This window comes from Rhizobium sp. IY2, assembly GCF_047532935.1.
Taxonomy (GTDB): Bacteria; Pseudomonadota; Alphaproteobacteria; order Rhizobiales; family Rhizobiaceae; genus Rhizobium; species Rhizobium anhuiense.
Genome location: NZ_JBLKNU010000005.1, coordinates 138,978 through 156,464 on the forward strand (window position 1 = coordinate 138,978; position 17,487 = coordinate 156,464).

At 62.1% G+C, this 17,487-nt stretch carries 14 protein-coding genes; 4 read left to right on the forward strand and 10 right to left on the reverse strand.

The genetic code is table 11. The features are described from left to right. The first annotated feature begins 5 nt into the window (after positions 1 to 5). Both ACMUVN_RS18450 and ACMUVN_RS18455 read left to right on the forward strand, forming a co-directional pair. On the forward strand, positions 6 to 3,998 hold the full coding sequence (locus ACMUVN_RS18450; RefSeq protein WP_414815362.1) for a non-ribosomal peptide synthetase: 3,993 nt from the start codon (positions 6 to 8) through the stop codon (positions 3,996 to 3,998). After that, positions 3,995 to 5,353, forward strand: coding sequence for a lysine N(6)-hydroxylase/L-ornithine N(5)-oxygenase family protein (locus tag ACMUVN_RS18455; protein WP_414815363.1), 1,359 nt, complete (start codon positions 3,995 to 3,997; stop codon positions 5,351 to 5,353). Before ACMUVN_RS18450 ends, ACMUVN_RS18455 begins: the two co-directional genes overlap by 4 nt. Here the strand turns inward: ACMUVN_RS18455 and ACMUVN_RS18460 are convergent. The 10 genes from ACMUVN_RS18460 to ACMUVN_RS18505 form a co-directional block, all read right to left on the reverse strand. Beyond that, the gene (locus ACMUVN_RS18460; protein WP_414815387.1) at positions 5,326 to 6,042 is read right to left on the reverse strand and encodes a 4'-phosphopantetheinyl transferase family protein; all 717 of its coding nucleotides are present in this window, start codon (positions 6,040 to 6,042) and stop codon (positions 5,326 to 5,328) included. The two genes, ACMUVN_RS18455 and ACMUVN_RS18460, sit on opposite strands and share 28 nt — an antisense overlap. A 98-nt stretch (positions 6,043 to 6,140) precedes the next feature. Next, entirely contained in the window at positions 6,141 to 6,710 is a 570-nt protein-coding gene (locus ACMUVN_RS18465) for a nucleoside 2-deoxyribosyltransferase (RefSeq protein WP_414815364.1), read from the reverse strand. 115 nt (positions 6,711 to 6,825) lie between these two features. Continuing rightward, positions 6,826 to 7,761: a dihydrodipicolinate synthase family protein gene (locus ACMUVN_RS18470; RefSeq protein ID WP_414815365.1), complete on the reverse strand. Its 936-nt coding sequence runs from the start codon at positions 7,759 to 7,761 to the stop codon at positions 6,826 to 6,828. Between the two features lie 24 nt (positions 7,762 to 7,785). After that, complete coding sequence (locus tag ACMUVN_RS18475; RefSeq protein ID WP_132574835.1) at positions 7,786 to 8,739, reverse strand: ABC transporter ATP-binding protein; 954 nt, start codon at positions 8,737 to 8,739, stop codon at positions 7,786 to 7,788. Further along, positions 8,740 to 9,756: an ABC transporter ATP-binding protein gene (locus ACMUVN_RS18480; protein WP_047616715.1), complete on the reverse strand. Its 1,017-nt coding sequence runs from the start codon at positions 9,754 to 9,756 to the stop codon at positions 8,740 to 8,742. Positions 9,757 to 9,764: 8 nt separating this feature from the next. Continuing rightward, complete coding sequence (locus ACMUVN_RS18485) at positions 9,765 to 10,682, reverse strand: dihydrodipicolinate synthase family protein (protein WP_132574837.1); 918 nt, start codon at positions 10,680 to 10,682, stop codon at positions 9,765 to 9,767. Positions 10,683 to 10,700: 18 nt separating this feature from the next. Beyond that, positions 10,701 to 11,579 (reverse strand): ABC transporter permease, encoded by an 879-nt coding sequence (locus ACMUVN_RS18490; RefSeq protein WP_063474058.1) that lies wholly within the window; start codon positions 11,577 to 11,579, stop codon positions 10,701 to 10,703. A 2-nt stretch (positions 11,580 to 11,581) separates the two neighbouring features. Further along, the gene (locus tag ACMUVN_RS18495; RefSeq protein ID WP_063474059.1) at positions 11,582 to 12,541 is read right to left on the reverse strand and encodes an ABC transporter permease; all 960 of its coding nucleotides are present in this window, start codon (positions 12,539 to 12,541) and stop codon (positions 11,582 to 11,584) included. 70 nt (positions 12,542 to 12,611) lie between these two features. Beyond that, positions 12,612 to 14,210 carry an ABC transporter substrate-binding protein gene (locus ACMUVN_RS18500; RefSeq protein WP_132574839.1) on the reverse strand — a complete coding sequence of 533 codons (1,599 nt, stop codon included), beginning with the start codon at positions 14,208 to 14,210 and terminating at the stop codon, positions 12,612 to 12,614. Then, entirely contained in the window at positions 14,194 to 14,937 is a 744-nt protein-coding gene (locus ACMUVN_RS18505) for a FadR/GntR family transcriptional regulator (protein ID WP_063474061.1), read from the reverse strand. Before ACMUVN_RS18505 ends, ACMUVN_RS18500 begins: the two co-directional genes overlap by 17 nt. Before the next feature lie 203 nt (positions 14,938 to 15,140). Here ACMUVN_RS18505 and ACMUVN_RS18510 point away from each other — a divergent pair, with 203 nt between their 5' ends. Both ACMUVN_RS18510 and ACMUVN_RS18515 read left to right on the forward strand, forming a co-directional pair. Then, positions 15,141 to 15,890 carry a GntR family transcriptional regulator gene (locus ACMUVN_RS18510; protein ID WP_028756722.1) on the forward strand — a complete coding sequence of 250 codons (750 nt, stop codon included), beginning with the start codon at positions 15,141 to 15,143 and terminating at the stop codon, positions 15,888 to 15,890. A gap of 68 nt (positions 15,891 to 15,958) precedes the next feature. After that, positions 15,959 to 17,476, forward strand: a complete 1,518-nt coding sequence (locus ACMUVN_RS18515) for a putative N-acetylmannosamine-6-phosphate 2-epimerase (protein ID WP_132574841.1) — start codon at positions 15,959 to 15,961, stop codon at positions 17,474 to 17,476. Positions 17,477 to 17,487 lie beyond the last annotated feature (11 nt).

The window sequence follows — 17,487 nt, forward strand, 5'->3', positions numbered from 1 at the left end:
CACGGATGAACAAGCAGATCATAAACTTCGCAGATGCCCACCCGACCGATGCGACAACGGATGCGGTCTTCGAGAGCTTTCCATTGACGATCGCGCAGAAGCGTATCTGGTCGCTGGAGCAGATCGGCAACTACACGGTCTTTCCCGATCAGGTCATTTCGCTGCGATTGAGCCCGGCGGTCGACGTCAAGACGATTGCCGGCGCCTGCCGGGCGCTCGTGGCGCAACATCCCTCCCTTGCCACCCGGTTCCGTCGGCTGGCGGGCGGCCGCGTCGAACAATATCGCGGCACCGTGAATGCTGTGCCGATCGAGATTGTCGGCGAAGGTGCCGCTCTTGACGAGCCGGATGCACTGGCCGCACAGAAAGCCTTTCGCGGCAGACGCTTCGATCTTCTTGCCGGCCCGCCGGCGCGTGTTCAGATTGGCCTGCTGGCCGGCGGCCAGTCGCTTCTGACGATCGTGCTTCATCCGATTATCGCAGACGATCGCGAGAAGTCGGTTCTTGCCGGCTCCCTGACGCGAATTCTCGATGGCGGACCCGCCGGCGAAACGCATCCGGCAGAAATCTTGGCCGGAACGCGGGAGGCTGAGTGGCTGCAGACGGAAGAGGCGCAGCAGTCCCTCTCCTATTGGCGGAACACGATCGGTCTCGACTACGCAGCCTCGACCTTTCCCACCCGCTTCAACAGTGGTGGACTGGCAGGCGTGGCACGTGCTCAGCACCCATTTTCGATCGCGCCGGATCTCTGGGAAAAGCTCGGGCGACATGCGCATCAAAAAGGGTATCCGGTCGAGCGCGTGCTTCATGCCGCCTTTTGCGCGCTGCTGGCACGCTATAGCGGCAACTATGCCTTGCTGACCGGGCTGCTCGTCGCGCGGCCGCAGAAGGAGCACCTTGCGAACCTCGGCCGTGCCGAACAGGTCCTTCCCCTCATCCTGTCGCTGACGTCGGGAAATTCTCTCGACGATGTCATTGCTGCGATCTCATCGGCGATCGAGCAGGGGCTTCGACGGCTCGTGCCGCTGGAGCGCATCACCCAGGAACTGGTGGTCGATGAAGCGGCTGCCCAGGAAGCCGTGGTCAAGGCCCTGTTCGAATTCCGCGAGCCGTATCCGATCCCCGCGCACGCAACAAATCTGGAGCCACTGGGTGCGCGCGCCGACAGCGAGCTTTCCCTGGTGATCGAGGCAGATCTGAATGGGGCCGCATCCGGGCTGATCGATTATGCGCAGGATCTCTATGACAGCTCGCTGATTGCCCGTGTCTCCCGGCATTTCGGCCTTGTGCTCGAGCAGATCGTCGCGCGGGACAATGTGCGGATCAAGGATATCGAACTCGTCGGCAGCGGCGAGCTCGACTGGTTGTCTGCGCCCTACGAAGACGACGTCATCAACGATGACAGGCCGGTCCACGAGTTGATCGCAGCCCATTCGCGCCAGACGCCTGACAAGACGGCGATCGTCTACGGCGACGAGGAATGGAGCCATGGCTGGCTGGAAGCCAGCACCAACCGTCTCGCACATCGGTTGCGGCATCTCGGCGTTCGAGCCGAGGTGACGGTCGCCATCTTCATCAAACGCTCGCCGGAGGCCATCGTCGGGATTCTCGCGACGCTGAAGGCGGGCGGCGCCTATATCCCGGTCGAGCCCGACCACCCGCCGGTGCGCAACCATCACATTCTGCGCGACGGCGGCGTCAAGATCGTTCTGACCCACAGCTGGCTTCGCCATCGGCTGCCGGAAGAGCTCGACACCATTATCCTCGAACTCGACAAGATCGATCTCGACGGCGAGCCGGATACACCGCTTGATGTGCCGATCCACAAGGATCAACTCGCCTATGTCATGTACACCTCCGGATCGACGGGATTGCCGAAGGGCGTGGCCGTCGAGCACGGGCCGCTGACGCACCATCTGCAAAACACCTCGCGTGTCTATGGCATGAGCTCGGCGTCCCGCGAGCTGCCGTTCCTGCCGTTCAGTTCGGACGGCGGGCACGAGCGATGGATGAACCCGCTGATGGAAGGCGGCAGTATCATTCTTCCCGATCAGCCGTTGTGGACGCCGGAAGAGACGTTGACGGCCATGCGCAAGCATGGCGCCAACAATGCCAGCATTCCCACAACCTATCTGCAGCAGCTGGCGGAGTGGGCCGATATAACAGATGGGGCGCCGCCGATGCGGCTTTACTCCTTCGGCGGCGAGGGGCTGGCGCAGCCAACCTTCGATCTATTGTCGCGGGCGCTGAAATCGGAATGGCTGATCAACGGCTACGGGCCGACCGAAACGATCATGACGCCGATGGTCTGGAAGGTGAGGGCCGGTACCAAGTTTCAGGGGGTCTATGCTCCGCTTGGACGCGCTGTCGGGCTAAGGCGGGTCTATGTGCTCGACCCCGACCTCAATCCGTGCCCGATCGGCGTCACCGGCGAGCTCTATATCGGCGGCGAGGGCGTCGCCCGCGGTTATCTCGGCAAGCCGGATACGACCGCGGACCGCTTCATCCCCGATCCGTTCTCCGCGGAGGGCGGCCGGCTTTATCGTTCCGGCGATCTGACGCGTTGGCGTGATGACGGAACCGTCGAATTCGTCGGTCGCGTCGACCATCAGGTCAAGCTTCGCGGCTACCGGATCGAGCTCGGCGAGATCGAAGCGGCGCTCCTGCAGCAACCCGGCGTCGGCGAGGCCCTTGTGGTTCTGCGCGATGACGATGCCGGCGGCGAAAAGGCGCTCGTTGCCTACGTCGTCCCGAAGAAGGACGAGACGCTTGACGTCGAGATGGTCCGCGCCGGCCTCGAACGCAGCCTGCCCTCCTATATGGTGCCGGCCGCGGTGGTCGAACTGGAAAAAATGCCGACCAATCCGAACAGCAAGCTCGATCGATTTGCGCTGCCGGCGCCGCAACCGATCAAGCGCGCCATCGTGGAACCGGCAACGGCTCTCGAAGAGGAGGTGCTGGATGTCTGGCGTCAGGTTCTCAAGCTGGAAGCGATCAGCGTCGAGGACAATTTTTTCGTGATCGGCGGCAATTCGCTCGGGGCGATCCGCATCCTTTCGCTGCTCCGGCAGCGCTGGCCGAAAACCCCGCTCATCGTCGCCGATATCTTCAACAACCCGACCATTCGCTCCTTTGCCGGCGTGATGGAGCAGGGGGATCAGCGGGATCTGTCTGAGGTGATCGTGCTGCGCGCTTCCGGCGCCAAGCCGCGGCTTTATTGCTTCCCGGGGCTTCTCGTCAGCACCCGCGAATATGTGAAGCTCGTCGATTATCTCGGCGCCGATCAACCGGCGACCGGCTTCATTTGCCACTCGTTGTCCGAGAAGAAGGAAGTCGGCGCTCCGATCGAAGAGATTATCGAGAGCTACGTCGATTATATCAGGACGCATAACAAAGGCGCGCCCTGCTATTTCCTCGGCTGGTCGTGGGGCGGGCTCCTGGCCTACGAGGCTGCCCGCACCCTCGGCAACGAGGTCGACGTCAGGATGATGGCGATGGTCGACGTTTGCGACCTCGGATCGGAATTTGCGATCGGCGCCAAGCCGCGCTTCCGGCCGGGCGAGCGCGACGCGCTTCATAAAGATGTGCAGGCGTGGCTTGGACGAACCGCGATGCGTCCCGAATGGGACCGGCTGCTGTCGACGATGGATGCGGATACCTACGATCAGTTCCTGCGCTTCGTCGGCGACGAAAAGGATCCGCTTCCGAACGACGGGCCTGACATCAGTAGCCGCGAACATACGTTCTGGGTGCTGATCGACAATGCCCTGATCTTCCGCAAGCACCGGCTCGTTCCCCACGATGTGCCGATCTATCCCTGGGCTGCCGACGACAGCCTCAACCGCGGCCTCAACCTGATCGACTGGCGCCGCCTGTCGCCACGGGCGCGTGCCGCTGAAATCATCACAGGCACCAACCATCTGCATATGATCGGGTCTCCCGCCTTCCACTCAAGGCTTGCCCTGCGTCTCAAGGAAACAGAGAAGGATATCGCATGACCGTCGCTTTTGCCCGCAGGGATGCCATAAACGAGCCGCTCGATATCGCCGGCATTGGCATCGGCCCTTCCAATCTGAGCCTCGCCTGCCTGTTCGAGGCGGTGCCGGAGATCAGGAGCCGCTTCTTCGAACGGCGCGACTCCTTCGACTGGCATCCCGGCATGATGATGCCGGGCGTCGAGCTGCAATCGTCCTTTCTGAAGGACCTCGTCACCCCGGTCCTGCCGACCAGCCGCTGGTCGTTCGTCTCCTATCTGGTGGCGCACAAGAGGCTCTACGCCTTCCTCAACGCCAATTATGACGCCGTTCCCCGGCAGGAATTTGCACGTTATCTCGCCTGGGTCGCCAACGGCCTGGACGGCCTGCGCTTTGGAACCGAGATTCGCGACGTCGAGCACCGCGACGACCGCTTCTTCCTGCGGTTCGACAATGGGCAGGAAGAAGCCCGCAATCTCGCGATCGGCACCGGATCTTCGCCCTTCGTGCCCGACTGGGCAAAACCGTTTCTGGGCGCCGATTGCTTTCACAACAGCGAGGCCAAATCGCGTCTCAGTGGTCTCGGTGCTGCCCGTATCGTCGTGGTCGGCGGCGGTCAAAGCGGCGGCGAGGTCGTCGAAGCCTTGCTTGCCGATCCCGGTTCCATGAATGAGCTGACATGGATCAGCCGGCGTCATAATTTCGAGCCGATCAACGACACCCCGTTTTCGAACCAGGTTTTCTCGCCGGAATACGTGCAGGCCTATCTGAAGCTCGGCGGCGAGCAGAAGCAGGCAGCCTTGAAGAACTCGATCCTGACCAGCGATGGCCTGTCGATTTCGACGATTCATTCGATCTACCGCCGCCTCTATGCGTTGCGCTATCTCGAGCCGGGTACGCTCAACGCATCTCTGGCGCCCAATCGCGATGTGATCCAGATGGAGAGGAACGGCAATGCCTACCGGCTCATCGTCAGGAACCAATTCGACGGCGGAATCGAGGTGCTGCATGCAGATGCGGTGGTTCTGGCAACCGGCTACCGGTTCCGGTTGCCGGAGGCTCTCGGCTCGCTGGGTGAACGGATAACGCTCGACAGAAACGGCTATCCCATTCTCAACGACGACTACACGATGCAGTGGACGGGTCCGAGGGCCAACCGGCTGTTTGCGCAGAATGCGGGCCGGTACTCGCACGGCATCGCCGACTCCCAGCTCAGCCTCATGGCCTGGCGCAGCGCAATGATCGTCAATACGCTTCTCGGCCGGCAGCATTTCGATGCGGAGCCCGACGATGCGCAACTGGCCTGGGCGACGGAGACCGCTTCCGCAATGCCTCATCAGTTCCGGGCAGGTTATTCGGATGGCCTGCTATCGTCCTGAAATAGCCGTGTAGAAATGCCGGGGAAGCCGGATTGAGAGCAGGCAGCCAACGCGACGACGTGCTGGCTGCCGCTTTCGACCAGACGGTGATGCCATCGCCGATCGCGATTGCCGCTTGTTATGACAGGGATGCGATCCTGCCAGGAAAAGGCAAAATTGCGGGGATCCTCGCGCAGCCCGATGCCGAGTGCCTTCAGATGGCTCTCCTTGAGCGTCCACAGTGCAATGGCCTCCCGCGCGCGTTCGTGTTCGGGCAATTGCGCCAGCCAACGCCGTTCGTCTGCGCTGCAATAGCTATCCCATGCCGCCTCTTCGATCTCGGCGTCGGCGCGCTCGCAGTCTATTCCGAGGTAATCACATCCTGACGCGACAGCGACCGTCACCAGCCCGTCGGCATTGGCAAGGCTGAATTGCGGGCCATCACGCCCCTCAATTCTCAGCTTGCCGTGTTTGTCCGGAGACAATGCGACCTTGCCCGGCGCTGTCCCGGTATGCACGCTCAACAGCCGCCGCAAGAGATAGCGGCCGGCAATGAACGAGGCGCGATCCCGCTCGAACCGGTAGGTCGCGGCGCGCTCCTGTTCATCCTGCGAAAGCGACTGCAGCCAGCGGTTCCAGTCGCCTTCATTCCTGGAATACGGCCAGAGCGTGATTTCGATGCCGGCAGGTTGGTTTTCTGGTTGCTGCATGGATCCAGTATCTGTCCCCCGGACCGATTGGCAAGCAGGCAGGTGCTTGCCGGCCTTGTCCAACGGTTCGCCTCCATCAAGTGCCGGAACTGATGACTTTAGCGCAGCTTCTCAACGGCGATGGCAAGACATGTCTTGAACGCGGCAAGGTCCGTATAGAGTGCATCCGGCGGCGCGTCTCCGATGATCAGGACACCGCCGCGCCGTTCAATTCCGGCATGCAGCATCAGATTGTCGGCCAGGCCGAAATCCACGATCGCAATCCCGTTCGGGTCTCGCAATCGGCCTTCCGCATCATAGGCGACAGCGCCGCCATAAAGATCGCTCACGCGTCCGCTGTGGTCGCGGGCCACATTCGTGTAGGCGAAGACCGGCTTACCGCTTGCGCACATAAAGCCGAGTTCGAAAGCCGTCCCCGTATCGGCGGCAATGCCGCGAAAGGGCGTCAGATTGGCGATGATCGCATCAGCCTGCATCATCATCTTCTCGTCCACCGCGTTGATCGCCGCGGCCCGCTCGCGCTTCGAGTTCGTCTGCGGGATTTCCAGATCGCCGGGCGAGAGCGGGAGAAGTCCCGCCTCACGGGCAAGTGCCGCTTTGCGGTCGAGGATTTCACGGGCATTGGGAAGGAAGACTTCCGGACCGGCGAGATAGATTTTTTTTGTCATGAAACTGCACCTGAAAGGGATGGGCTCGGCAACCAAAATATCTTCCCCGCTGTAGCGCGAAGAAGGATTTCAATCCAGTGGGCGAAACCGCCCATGCCCGGTTGCTTCAGCACACTCAGCGGAAAAGATCGGGAAGTTCCGAGCGTGCAATGTCCCGCAGCCTGATCGCTTCCGCCATGTCTATCGAGCGATAAGGAGACCGTAGACGGGTGCCCACGGGTCCCCAATTGCCGATGGCAGACAACAATTTGTCGAGAGCGGCGTTCGAATAGCCGAATTCCTGGCGGAAGGGGACGATATGCACGTCCATGAACGCGCGGATGCGCCGTTCCAGATCGAGTGCGGCATCGATATTGGTTTGCATCGATGTCGTCCAGCTCTGCGCACCGCGGGGGCTAAGGCAGGCGACATTGGAAAAGGAACCGGCCGCGACGCCCTCTTTGATGCCGGTTGCGAGATGATGACCGGGAACGAAAAGCGACAGACCGGAAAGATGCCGGCGCGCCTCTGCGTACCAGAGGCCGTCGCCGTCGGCGAGCTTGATGCCGATCACGTCAGGGGCGGCCGCACAGACCGCGCCGAGTTCCTTTGGCGTCAGCACGCGTTTCGCATGCGGCGGATTGTAGAGGATGAGCGGAATTCCGTCGGCAGCATTGGCAGCGCGATTCAAGAAGTCGATCGCTTCGGCATTGGTGAGCGGCCACCAGTCCGGCAATATGACCTGAATGGCGCGGGGGTCGAGCGAGGCGGCACGGCGGACTCGGTTGAGCATGATCGATGGGTCCGGTTGGCAGGCCCCGATCACGAAGGGGGTTGAGGATGCTTTGCAGCGTCCAGCCAGCATCTCCTGGATCCTGTCGAATTCCTCCTCCGTCTGATTGTGGAATTCTCCTGCTGTGCCGTTGGAATAGATGCCGTCGACGCCGGCCTCGATGAGGATGTCGATCTCCTCGGCGAGTTTGTCGAATTCGATGCTGTCACCGGCCGCAATCGGCAGAAGCAGGCTCGCCCAGTTTCCGCCGATGGCGGCACGCGGCATCTTTGCGTTCATCTGTTTTCCCCAATGAATGACGGATCAATCGAGGTCGTCGCGGATGCAGGCCTTGAAGTGGCCGGGCGCGACCTCACGCAATTGCGGAACGGCGCCGGCGCAGGCCTCGAGAGCACTCGGACAGCGCGTGCGAAAGACGCACCCGCTCGGCGGATTGGCCGGACTTGGAATATCGCCTTTCAGGATCTGCCTGTCGCGACGGGCATCCGGATCGGGCGATGGGATCGCCGAGAGCAGGGCGCGCGTATAGGGATGCTGTGGTCTCGCATAGAGATCGGCGCTCGGCGCGATCTCCATGATACGGCCGAGATAGAGTACGATCACCCGGTCACAGATATATTCGACGACGGCGAGGTCATGCGAGATGAACAGCATTGTAAGGCCAAGCCGCTGCTGCAGGTCGCGCAGCAGGTTGATCACCTGCGCCTGGATCGACACGTCGAGCGCCGAAACCGGCTCGTCGGCGACGATGAATTCGGGCGACAAGGTCAAAGCGCGGGCGATCCCGATGCGCTGGCGCTGACCACCGGAAAATTCATGCGCGTACCGATTGATCGCCTCGGCAGGCAAGTCGACCTGGGCCAAGGCCGACAGCGCCCGATCGAGCCTGTCGCCGACGCTGCCGATCCCCTGGATTTTCAGTCCCTCCGTCAGGATTTCGCCGATCGTCATGCGCGGCGACAGGCTGGCGAAGGGGTCCTGGAAAATATACTGCATGCGCGGCCTTTGCCGTCTCAGCGCCGAGGCGGAAAGCGCGGTGAGTTCCGTCCCGTCAAAGCGGACGCTGCCGGAGGACGGTTCGACGAGCCGCAGGACGGAACGCCCGATCGTGGTCTTTCCGCTGCCGGATTCGCCGACAAGCCCGACGACTTCACCCTTGCCGATGTCGAAGGAGATGCCCTGAAGAATGTTCAGTCGCGTGCCGCGGGAGGTATAGTGTTTCGAAAGGTCGCGGACGGAGAGCAGCGGTGCGCTCATCTAGATCTCCTGCCATCTGATGCAGCGGCTGCGGTGCTGCGGATTGACCTGTTCGAGCGCGGGAACCGCCACACGACAGGCATCGATCGCGAATGTGCAGCGCGGGGAAAAGGCGCAGCCGCTCGGCATGTTCATCAGGCTCGGGACCATGCCAGGAATGGCGGCGAGCTTTTCGCCGGCCTGTTTCATCCGCGCGGCATCGCCGAGGCGAGGCATGGAGGCGAGAAGACCCATGGTATAGGGATGCTTCGGATTGCCGAAAACCTCGCCGACCGGCCCTTCTTCGACGATGCGGCCGGCGTACATCACCGCGACGCGATGGGCGATTTCGGCGACGACGCCGAGATTGTGGGTGACGAAGAGCATGGCCATGCCGCGCTCACGCTGCAATTTGAGAAGCAGATCGAGAATCTGCGCCTGGATCGTCACGTCGAGCGCCGTGGTCGGCTCATCGGCGATCAGCAGCGCCGGATCGCAGGCGAGCGCCATGGCGATGGTGGCGCGTTGCCGCATGCCGCCCGAGAGTTCGTGCGGATATTGGCCGGCACGGCGTCGGGCGTCCGGAATGCCGACGCTTTCAAGAAGCGCGACGGCTGCGTCCATCGCCTTCTTGCGGTCCGCCCCGCGATGGACGCGGAGCGGCTCGGCGATCTGGTCGCCGATCGTGAAAACGGGATTGAGGCTCGACATCGGCTCCTGGAACACCATGCCGATGTCGTCGCCCCTGATCCTGCGCATGCTCTCTTCGTCGAGGCCAACAAGATCCTGGGCCGCGCCGCCGCGCGTCGTCAGGCGGATACTACCCGCGGCGATCGCACCGATGCCGCGGGTGAGCAGCCGCATGACCGACAGGCTGGTGACAGACTTGCCGGAGCCGGATTCGCCGACGAGTGCCAGCGTCTCGCCTGCGGCAATGCTGAGGTCAATATCGTTGACCGCCGTGATCTCGCCGCCGCGGACGCGGAAGATCGTTCGTAATCCCCTGATGTCGAGTACGGGTTCGGCGGTCTGTTCCATCAGCCGTCTCAGTTCAGCAGGCCGGTCGCACGCAGGATCTCGTCGATCCGTGCTGTTTCCGCATCGTTCAGGGAGGCACGCGGCCGCGGCATGACGGCGGTGTCGATGATGCCGAGGCTTCGCATGGCGGTCTTGAAGGCGCCGATGCCGGCGGCGCCGCCGCTGACGCGGCTCTGTGCAACCCAAACGATTTCGAAGAGGCGGCAGAGACGCTCCTGCTCCTTCCTCGCGGCGACCCAGTCGCCGCGCTGCGCAGCATCCCAAAGGCGGACATAGCCGTGCGGATCGACATTGGCGATGCCGGGAACGACGCCGTGGGCGCCCATCAGCAGGGCGTTGTCGACAACGATCTCGGAACCGGTCATCAGGAAGACGTCCTTGTGTTCGGCAAGGTCGAGAAGCGCATAGCGGAAGTTGCCGTCGTCGCCGCTGGAATCCTTGAGGCCGATGATGGCGCCTTCCCTGGCAAGCGTGACGACGGTCTGGCGCTGCAGCTTGACGTGAACGCAAACGGGAATGTCGTAGGCGACCAGTGGAACGTCCACCGCGTCTCTGACATAACAGAAATGATCGAGGATCTCGGATTGGCTGGTGACGGTATAAAATGGTGCCGTCACCACCACCGCGTCGGCGCCGGCGGCCTTTGCGACTTTCGCATGGGCGATGACGCGATCCGTGGTCGGGTCGATGACGCCGACGATGAGCGGCACGCGGCCATTCACCACCTTGGCCGAATGTTCGATGATTTCGCGCCGGGTCTTCTCGTCATGGAAGATCACCTCGCTCGTCGAGCCGAGGACGAATACGCCATGGCAGCCGGCACCGATCAGATGTTCGAGCACGCGTGTATAGGAAGGATAGTCGACGGTAAAATCCGGATTGAGCGGTGTTACGACGGGAGGGACGACCCCCTTGAATTTGGTCATTTTCGCTTCTCTCGATTGTCAGTTCAGTTCGGCACGCGGGTCGAAGGCATCTCTGAGGCCATCGCCAATGAAGTTGATCGCAAGCACCGCAAGGATCAGCGCGGCGCCGGGGAAGAGCCATTGCCACGGATATTGTTCGAGCACGGCCGTTGATCGGGCCGCGTTCAGCATGTTGCCCCAGCTTGCCGCCGGCGGAGCGATGCCGAGACCGAGGAAGGACAGGCCCGCCTCGAGCAGGATGGCATTGGCGATCTGCAGCGTCGCATAGACCACGAGGATATCAATCGAGTTCGGCAGGCCGTGGCGGAAGAGCAGATGTCCGATGCCGGCGCCCATGCCGCGGGCGGCCAAGACGAAGTCGCGCTCACGCAATTCCAGCAGCCGGGAGCGGATCATGCGCGCAAGCAGCGGCCAGGAGAGCAGCGAGATGACGAGGACGGTCGGCCAGATGCCGGTGCCGGCAATCGAGGCGAGCACAAGCAGGAAGATGACGGGCGGCAGCGTCATCACCAGATCGACGAAGCGCATCGAGACGGCATCCGCCCAGCGCCCTGCAAGCGCCGAGATGGCCCCGAAGAGAAAGCCGATGATCGCGGAAAGCGTGGTCGATGCGACGGCGACCAGAAGCGAAATCCGACCGCCTTCGAGCACGCGCGCAAAGACATCGCGGCCGACGCCGTCGGTTCCGAACCAGTGCTTTGCCGTCGGGCCGCTGTTCATCGCCAGAAGATCGATGTCGTTCGGGCGGAAAGCCCACCACAGCGGATAGGAAAGGATCAACAGCAGCATCGGAAGAGCAATGCCGACGCCGGCAACGGCGGCGCGGTTGAGCAGAAAGCGGTCGAAAGCGCGGGCAAGCGGCCCCGGGCTGCGGCGTTGCGGGGAGCGTGCCAGCATGCTCAGCCCACCTTGATGCGCGGATCGACGACCGCATAGGTGATGTCGGTCAGAAGATTGATGACGATAACGCAAGTGCCGATGACGAGCGTCGCCCCCATGATGACGGGGTAGTCGCGGGTCTGCACGGCATCGACGAGCAAAAGACCCATGCCCGGCCAGTTGAAGACGCTCTCGATGAAGATGGCGCCGCCGATGGCAAGCCCGATGGTGGAGCCGATCAGGGTGACGATCGGAAGCAGCGCATTGCGCAACGCGTGTTTGGTGATGACCCAGAATTCGCGCACGCCCTTGGCGCGGGCCGTGCGCACGTAATCCTGGTTCAGGACTTCGAGCAGCGAAGCGCGCATGTAGCGCATGATCAATGCAGCTTGCGCGACGGATAGAAGTGCCGCCGGCAGGATCAGATGGTGGAGGAGATCGCCCACCGAGAACGTCTCGCCCGGCGTCAGCATGCCGCCAGACGGCATCCAGTGCAGGCGGACGGAGAAAAGATAAAGGCCGAGCAGTGCGCTGAGGAATGCCGGGCTCGAAATGCCGGCAAGCGCAGCCACCGATAGGGAGAGGTCGGCGAGCGAATTGCGGCGAACGGCGCCGATCACCCCGCAGGCGATGCCGACGACAATGGCGAAGACAAGGGCTGTGCCCATCAACAGCACTGTCGGCCCGATCCGCGATAGCACCAGACCCAGAACCGGCTGGTCGAGACGCTTGATCGAATAGCCGAGATTGCCCGTCACCGCCTGCTGCAGCCAGCCCAGATACTGAACGGGCAAGGGCTGATCGAGCCCGAGGCTTCTGCGCAGATCGGCAAGATCCGACGGTGACATCGGCAGGTTCGGATCGATATAGGCATCGATCGGATCGCCTGGCGTCAGGCGCAGCAGCAGGAAGATCAGCATGCTCAGGGCGACGAGCATGCCCATTCCCATGATCAGGCGTCTGAGACTGTATCGGAGCATCGGCAATCCGTATTGTCAGGCCGTCTTGTCAGGGTGGCCGAAGCCACCCTCAAGGCTTTGCGGAAAACGCCTATTCGGCGATCGACCATTTCTGCGGGTCGGCCTGGTAGGGGCCGCCGCCCGGAGCCGGCGTCCAGACGAAATCCTTCACCTTGGTCGAGACGATGCCGTAGCGGTTTGCCACCCAGAGCGTGGCCCAGGGCAGGTTCGTGTTCATCACCTTGCAGACGTCCTGGTAGGCCGTATTCCGCTTGGCGCTGTCAGGCTCGGCAAGCGCGCTATCGAGTGCCTTGGTGAGGTCGGGCATGCGAACCCTGGCAACGTTCGGTCCGGCCGGAGGGATCTGCTTCTCGTTGAGGCCGACGTTGATGCTGCCGGCATCCGGCCCGTTCTGCAGCCCGGCATAGACCATCTGGAACTGGGCGATATCCGGCGTCGCATTGAGCACGATGCTGTTATAGGTCGGGGCATCGACGGCGCGCGGGACGATGTTGATGCCGACCTGGGCAAGCATTGCCTGGACTGCCGCAAGGACGTTGGTCGCCAGCGGGGTGGTGTAATAGGTCAGAAGCGTGATCGGCTTGGCGCCGTTGATCTGATCCCAGCCGGCTTCCGTCAGCAACTGCTTGGCCTTCTCCGGATCATAGGCATAGGTGTCGATATCAGGCGGTATCAGCTGTTCGGCGACATAGGCGCAGTTGGCGGGCTTTGCCGCGCCGCCGTAGAGGCTCTGGATGATGGCATCGCGATTGATCGCGTGCATCACCGCCTTGCGGACACGCACGTCCTTCCAGAGCGGGGAATCGTGGTTGAAGCCGAGATAGTTGACGACGAAAGAGTCACCTTCGATGACCTTGAAGTCCTTGTTGTCCTTGAAGGTCGGCACATCGTTGGAATCGACGTAAGTGAACTGGATTTCACCGGATCTCAGCGCTGCGATCGCTGCGGCCGGGTTGGCGAAATAGCGATTGATGACGCGTTCCAGGGCGGGCTTGCCACCACGATAATCGGTGTTTGCGGCAAGTTCGACATACTGGTCCGAGACGTATTTGGTGAATTTGAACGGGCCGGTGCCGATCGGGGTGGTGGACCACCAGGTGTTCTTCGCCAGCTGGTCGGCCGGTATGGAGGAGAGCGCATGCTCGGGCAGCATCATCACCTTGGTCATCGTGTCGAGAAGACTGCTGCTGGGTGCGCTGAGCTTGATGACGACGGTGTGATCGTCCGGCGCCTCGACGGACGATATGCCCTTCAGTCGGGCGGCGAGCACCGAGCCGGATTTCACATCCATCGCAAGGCCGATGGTGAACTTGGCGTCCTTGGCGGTGAAGGGCTTGCCGTCATGCCATTTGGCATCGGCGAGCTTGAACGTGTAGGTCATCTGATCCGGGCTGACCTCGTAGGAGCTTGCCAGTGCGCCAACCACCTTCTGCAGCGTCTCGTCATAGCTGACCAGCGGTTCGTAGTAGATGCTGAGCCAGGTGAAGCCGGCGGTCGCGGCAAGCGGATTGAAATTGCCCTGGAAGCCGCCGGGGCCGACATCGAAACCGCCGGACAGGGTGGCGGCCTGAGCCTCTGTTGCAGCGCCCGAGACGACAAGAGCCGGCACGGCAACCGTCGACAGCATGGCGCCAAGCGCGATGGCGGATAATCTAGACAGTCTTTTCATGTGTTCCTCCCATGTTTGAACTTGTCTTGTTGTTGGCAATCACCCGGGCAATGCCCTCGTAGTGACGATCCAGGCGTCTGCGCGCCTCCTCCAGATCCCTTGCCTCGATCGCATCGACGATCGCGGCGTGATCGCGCCACGTCGCCATCGGATCGGTATTTTCAAGGTTGACGAAATCCGATGCCTTGTAGAAGGCGAGCCAGAAGACATCGATCAGCCGCACGAGCGTCTCATTGTCCTGGCAGCGAAACAGCAGTCGGTGGAACAGCTGGTCGTCTGTCGCAAAGGTTTCACCGCGCTCGGCATGGGCGCGCATGCGGTTGACGGTGGCGCGCAGTTCGGCGATGTCCTCCTCTGCGATCACCTCGATCGTCTTGCCGATCAAGCCCACTTCCAAGGTCCGCCGGATTTCGAGGACCTCCTCGATCTGCCGCAGGGCGCCGCCGAGGCCGTAAGCGAGATTGTCGAGAAGCGGCTCGAAGGAAAAGGCCTTGACGAAGATGCCGACGCCGCGCCGCGTCTCCAGCACGCCGACCGATTCCAGCGCCTTGATGCCTTCCCTTAGCGAATTGCGACTGACGCCGAGCTGGGTAGCGAGCTCTCCTTCGGCCGGAAGCAGGGTTCCGGGCGCCAGGCCATTATCATCGATATAGGCGCGCAGGCTTTCCTGGACCGATACGTGCAACAGCGGGGCGCGCGTCAGCGGCTTCATCGATTTCAATGTCATTTACCCCGGTCTTCTTCTGGTTTCGCCCATATGATAAAGTCTACATATCCACTTGTAGGATATCTGTCAAATGGGCAGGTTTGCATCGCAGCGCGGAACTGGTCCGCTGCCTGGCGATTGCCCTTTCATTCTAATACCAGTATAGATCCAGGAGTATTCCACAGAAAAAACTGAATGTGCCGCGGACGGTATCGGGAGAACTCATGGCGACAGATGAACTGATCGAAGCGATTGGTAAGGAATTGCAGGTGTCAGCATCCGGTCTGCCGCTCTACAAGCGACTGAAAGCGGCGATCGAAACCGCGATCCTTTCGAATACACTTAAGGCCGGCGCCGTTCTGCCTGGAGAGCGTGTTTTGGCCGAGACGCTGTCGCTTTCCCGGGTGACAATACGCAAGGCGCTGGCGCTGCTCGAGGAAGAGGGTTTCCTCAATCGCCGCCACGGCTTCAAGACGGAAGTCGGATCGCGCGTCGAAAAATCCCTTTCCACGCTCACCAGCTTTTCGGAAGACATCCTCGCGCGGGGGCTCGTTCCAGGATGTATATGGCTTTCCAAGCAGATAAGCCGCCCGTCTCCGACCGAGATGATGGCGCTCGGCATTGCTGGCAATAGCAATATCCTGCGCATGAAGCGTATCCGCACCGCCGATGGCGTGCCCATTGCGGTCGAGACCTCAACGGTGCCGGTTCGCTTCATACCTTCGGCCAACATGGTCGGCGACTCTCTCTACGAGACGCTGGAAACGCGGGGCTTCCTGCCGCAACGCGCCGTACAGCGCATGCGTTCACGCGCGGCCTCGGTGGAGGATGCGCAGCATCTCCACTGCGACGCCGGAGCGCCGTTGCTGATGACGGAGCGCCGTTGTTTCCTCGGCGATGGCCAGATCGTCGAATACTGCGAGAGCCGCTATAAGGGCGACGTTTACGACTTCGTCTTCGAATTGAGGCGATAATACCAGTTATAAACTGGTTGTAATCTGGTATTTTCCAACTATCGTGATGCCGAAATGGAGTGTCACGATTGCAGCGCGACGACATCAAAAAGAGCCTTATCGTTTCCTGCCAGCCGGTTCCGGGCGGTCCTACGGACACGGCTGAATTCGTGACGGGGTTCGCCAAGGCCGCCGTCGATGCCGGCGCAAGAGCGTTGCGGATCGAATCCATCGCCTATGTGAAGGCCGTTCGTCCGGCCGTGAACGTGCCGATCATCGGCATCGTCAAACGCGATCTCGATGACAGTCCGGTGCGTATCACGCCGTTCGTTGCCGATGCCGAAGCGCTGCTCGATGCGGGCGCCGATATCGTCGCCTTCGACGCCACGGATCGCCTGCGTCCCGTCTCCGTCCAGAAGCTGGTGCAGGCGATTAAGACAAGGGGCAAGCTGACGATGGCCGACTGTTCGAGCCTCGAAGATGCGCGCAACGCCCTGGCGGCCGGCGTCGATTTCGTCGGCACCACGCTGTCCGGCTATGTCGGCGGGCCTGAGCCTGTCGATCCGGATATCGGCCTGATCACAGCCATGCACACGCTGACGCCTTATGTCATAGCCGAGGGTCGTATCCGCACGGTGGAGCAGGCTGCCGCCGCAGCCAAGGCCGGGGCTTTTGCCGTCGTCGTAGGCTCGGCGATCACGCGCACCGAGCACGTGACGTCGTGGTTTCGCGACGCCGTCGCTGCGGCCTATGATGCCGACGATACCCAAACGGCGCTTGCAATCGATATCGGCGGCACGAAGACGATGGTGGCTCTGGTCAGGGGCGGCGAAGTGCTGGCTGAAATTACGGTGCCGACGGTGCGGGATACGGGCCCCGATGCCTGGCTTGCCATGATCGCCGACTCTATCCGATCATGGACGGATCGCTATTCGCGTGTCGGCATCGCGGTGACGGGCTTCATTCAGGATGGATGCTGGTCGGCGCTCAATCCGGCGACGCTCGGCATTCCCGATCGCTATCCGCTGGTCGATAAGGCGACGGCGACCTTCGGTAAACCGGTTTTTGCCGTCAACGATGCGCAGGCGGCCGCCTGGGGAGAATACAGGTTTGGTGCCGGCGATGGCGGCGATCTGGTGTTCCTCACCATCTCGACCGGCATCGGCGGCGGCATCATTGTCAACGGGCGCCCACTTGCCGGGCTTGCCGGTCATTTCGGGCTGATCCGTGGTCCGTCCGCCGGGCAGTCGCCTTTGGAAGACCAGACGTCGGGCCGCTGGATAGCGGCCGAGGCTGCAAAGGCCGGGCATCAGGCGACCGCCGCCGAGGTTTTCGAGCATGCCAACAGCGGTGAGGCCTGGGCCGAGGCGATCATCTCGCAATCGGCATTCCGCGCAGCGACGCTCTGCTGCGATATCCAAATGATGCTCGATCCCAAGCATATCGTCATCGGTGGCGGCATCGGCCTTGCAGTGGCCTACCTCGACCGGATTCGTGATTGCCTTGCGGGTATCGACGCCCGGCTGACGCCCGTTCTCGTACCCGCCAGGCTCGGCAGCCGTGCCGGCATCGTCGGCGTGGCGAGCCTGGCAGTGCGACGTGACTGAATAATTCCAGA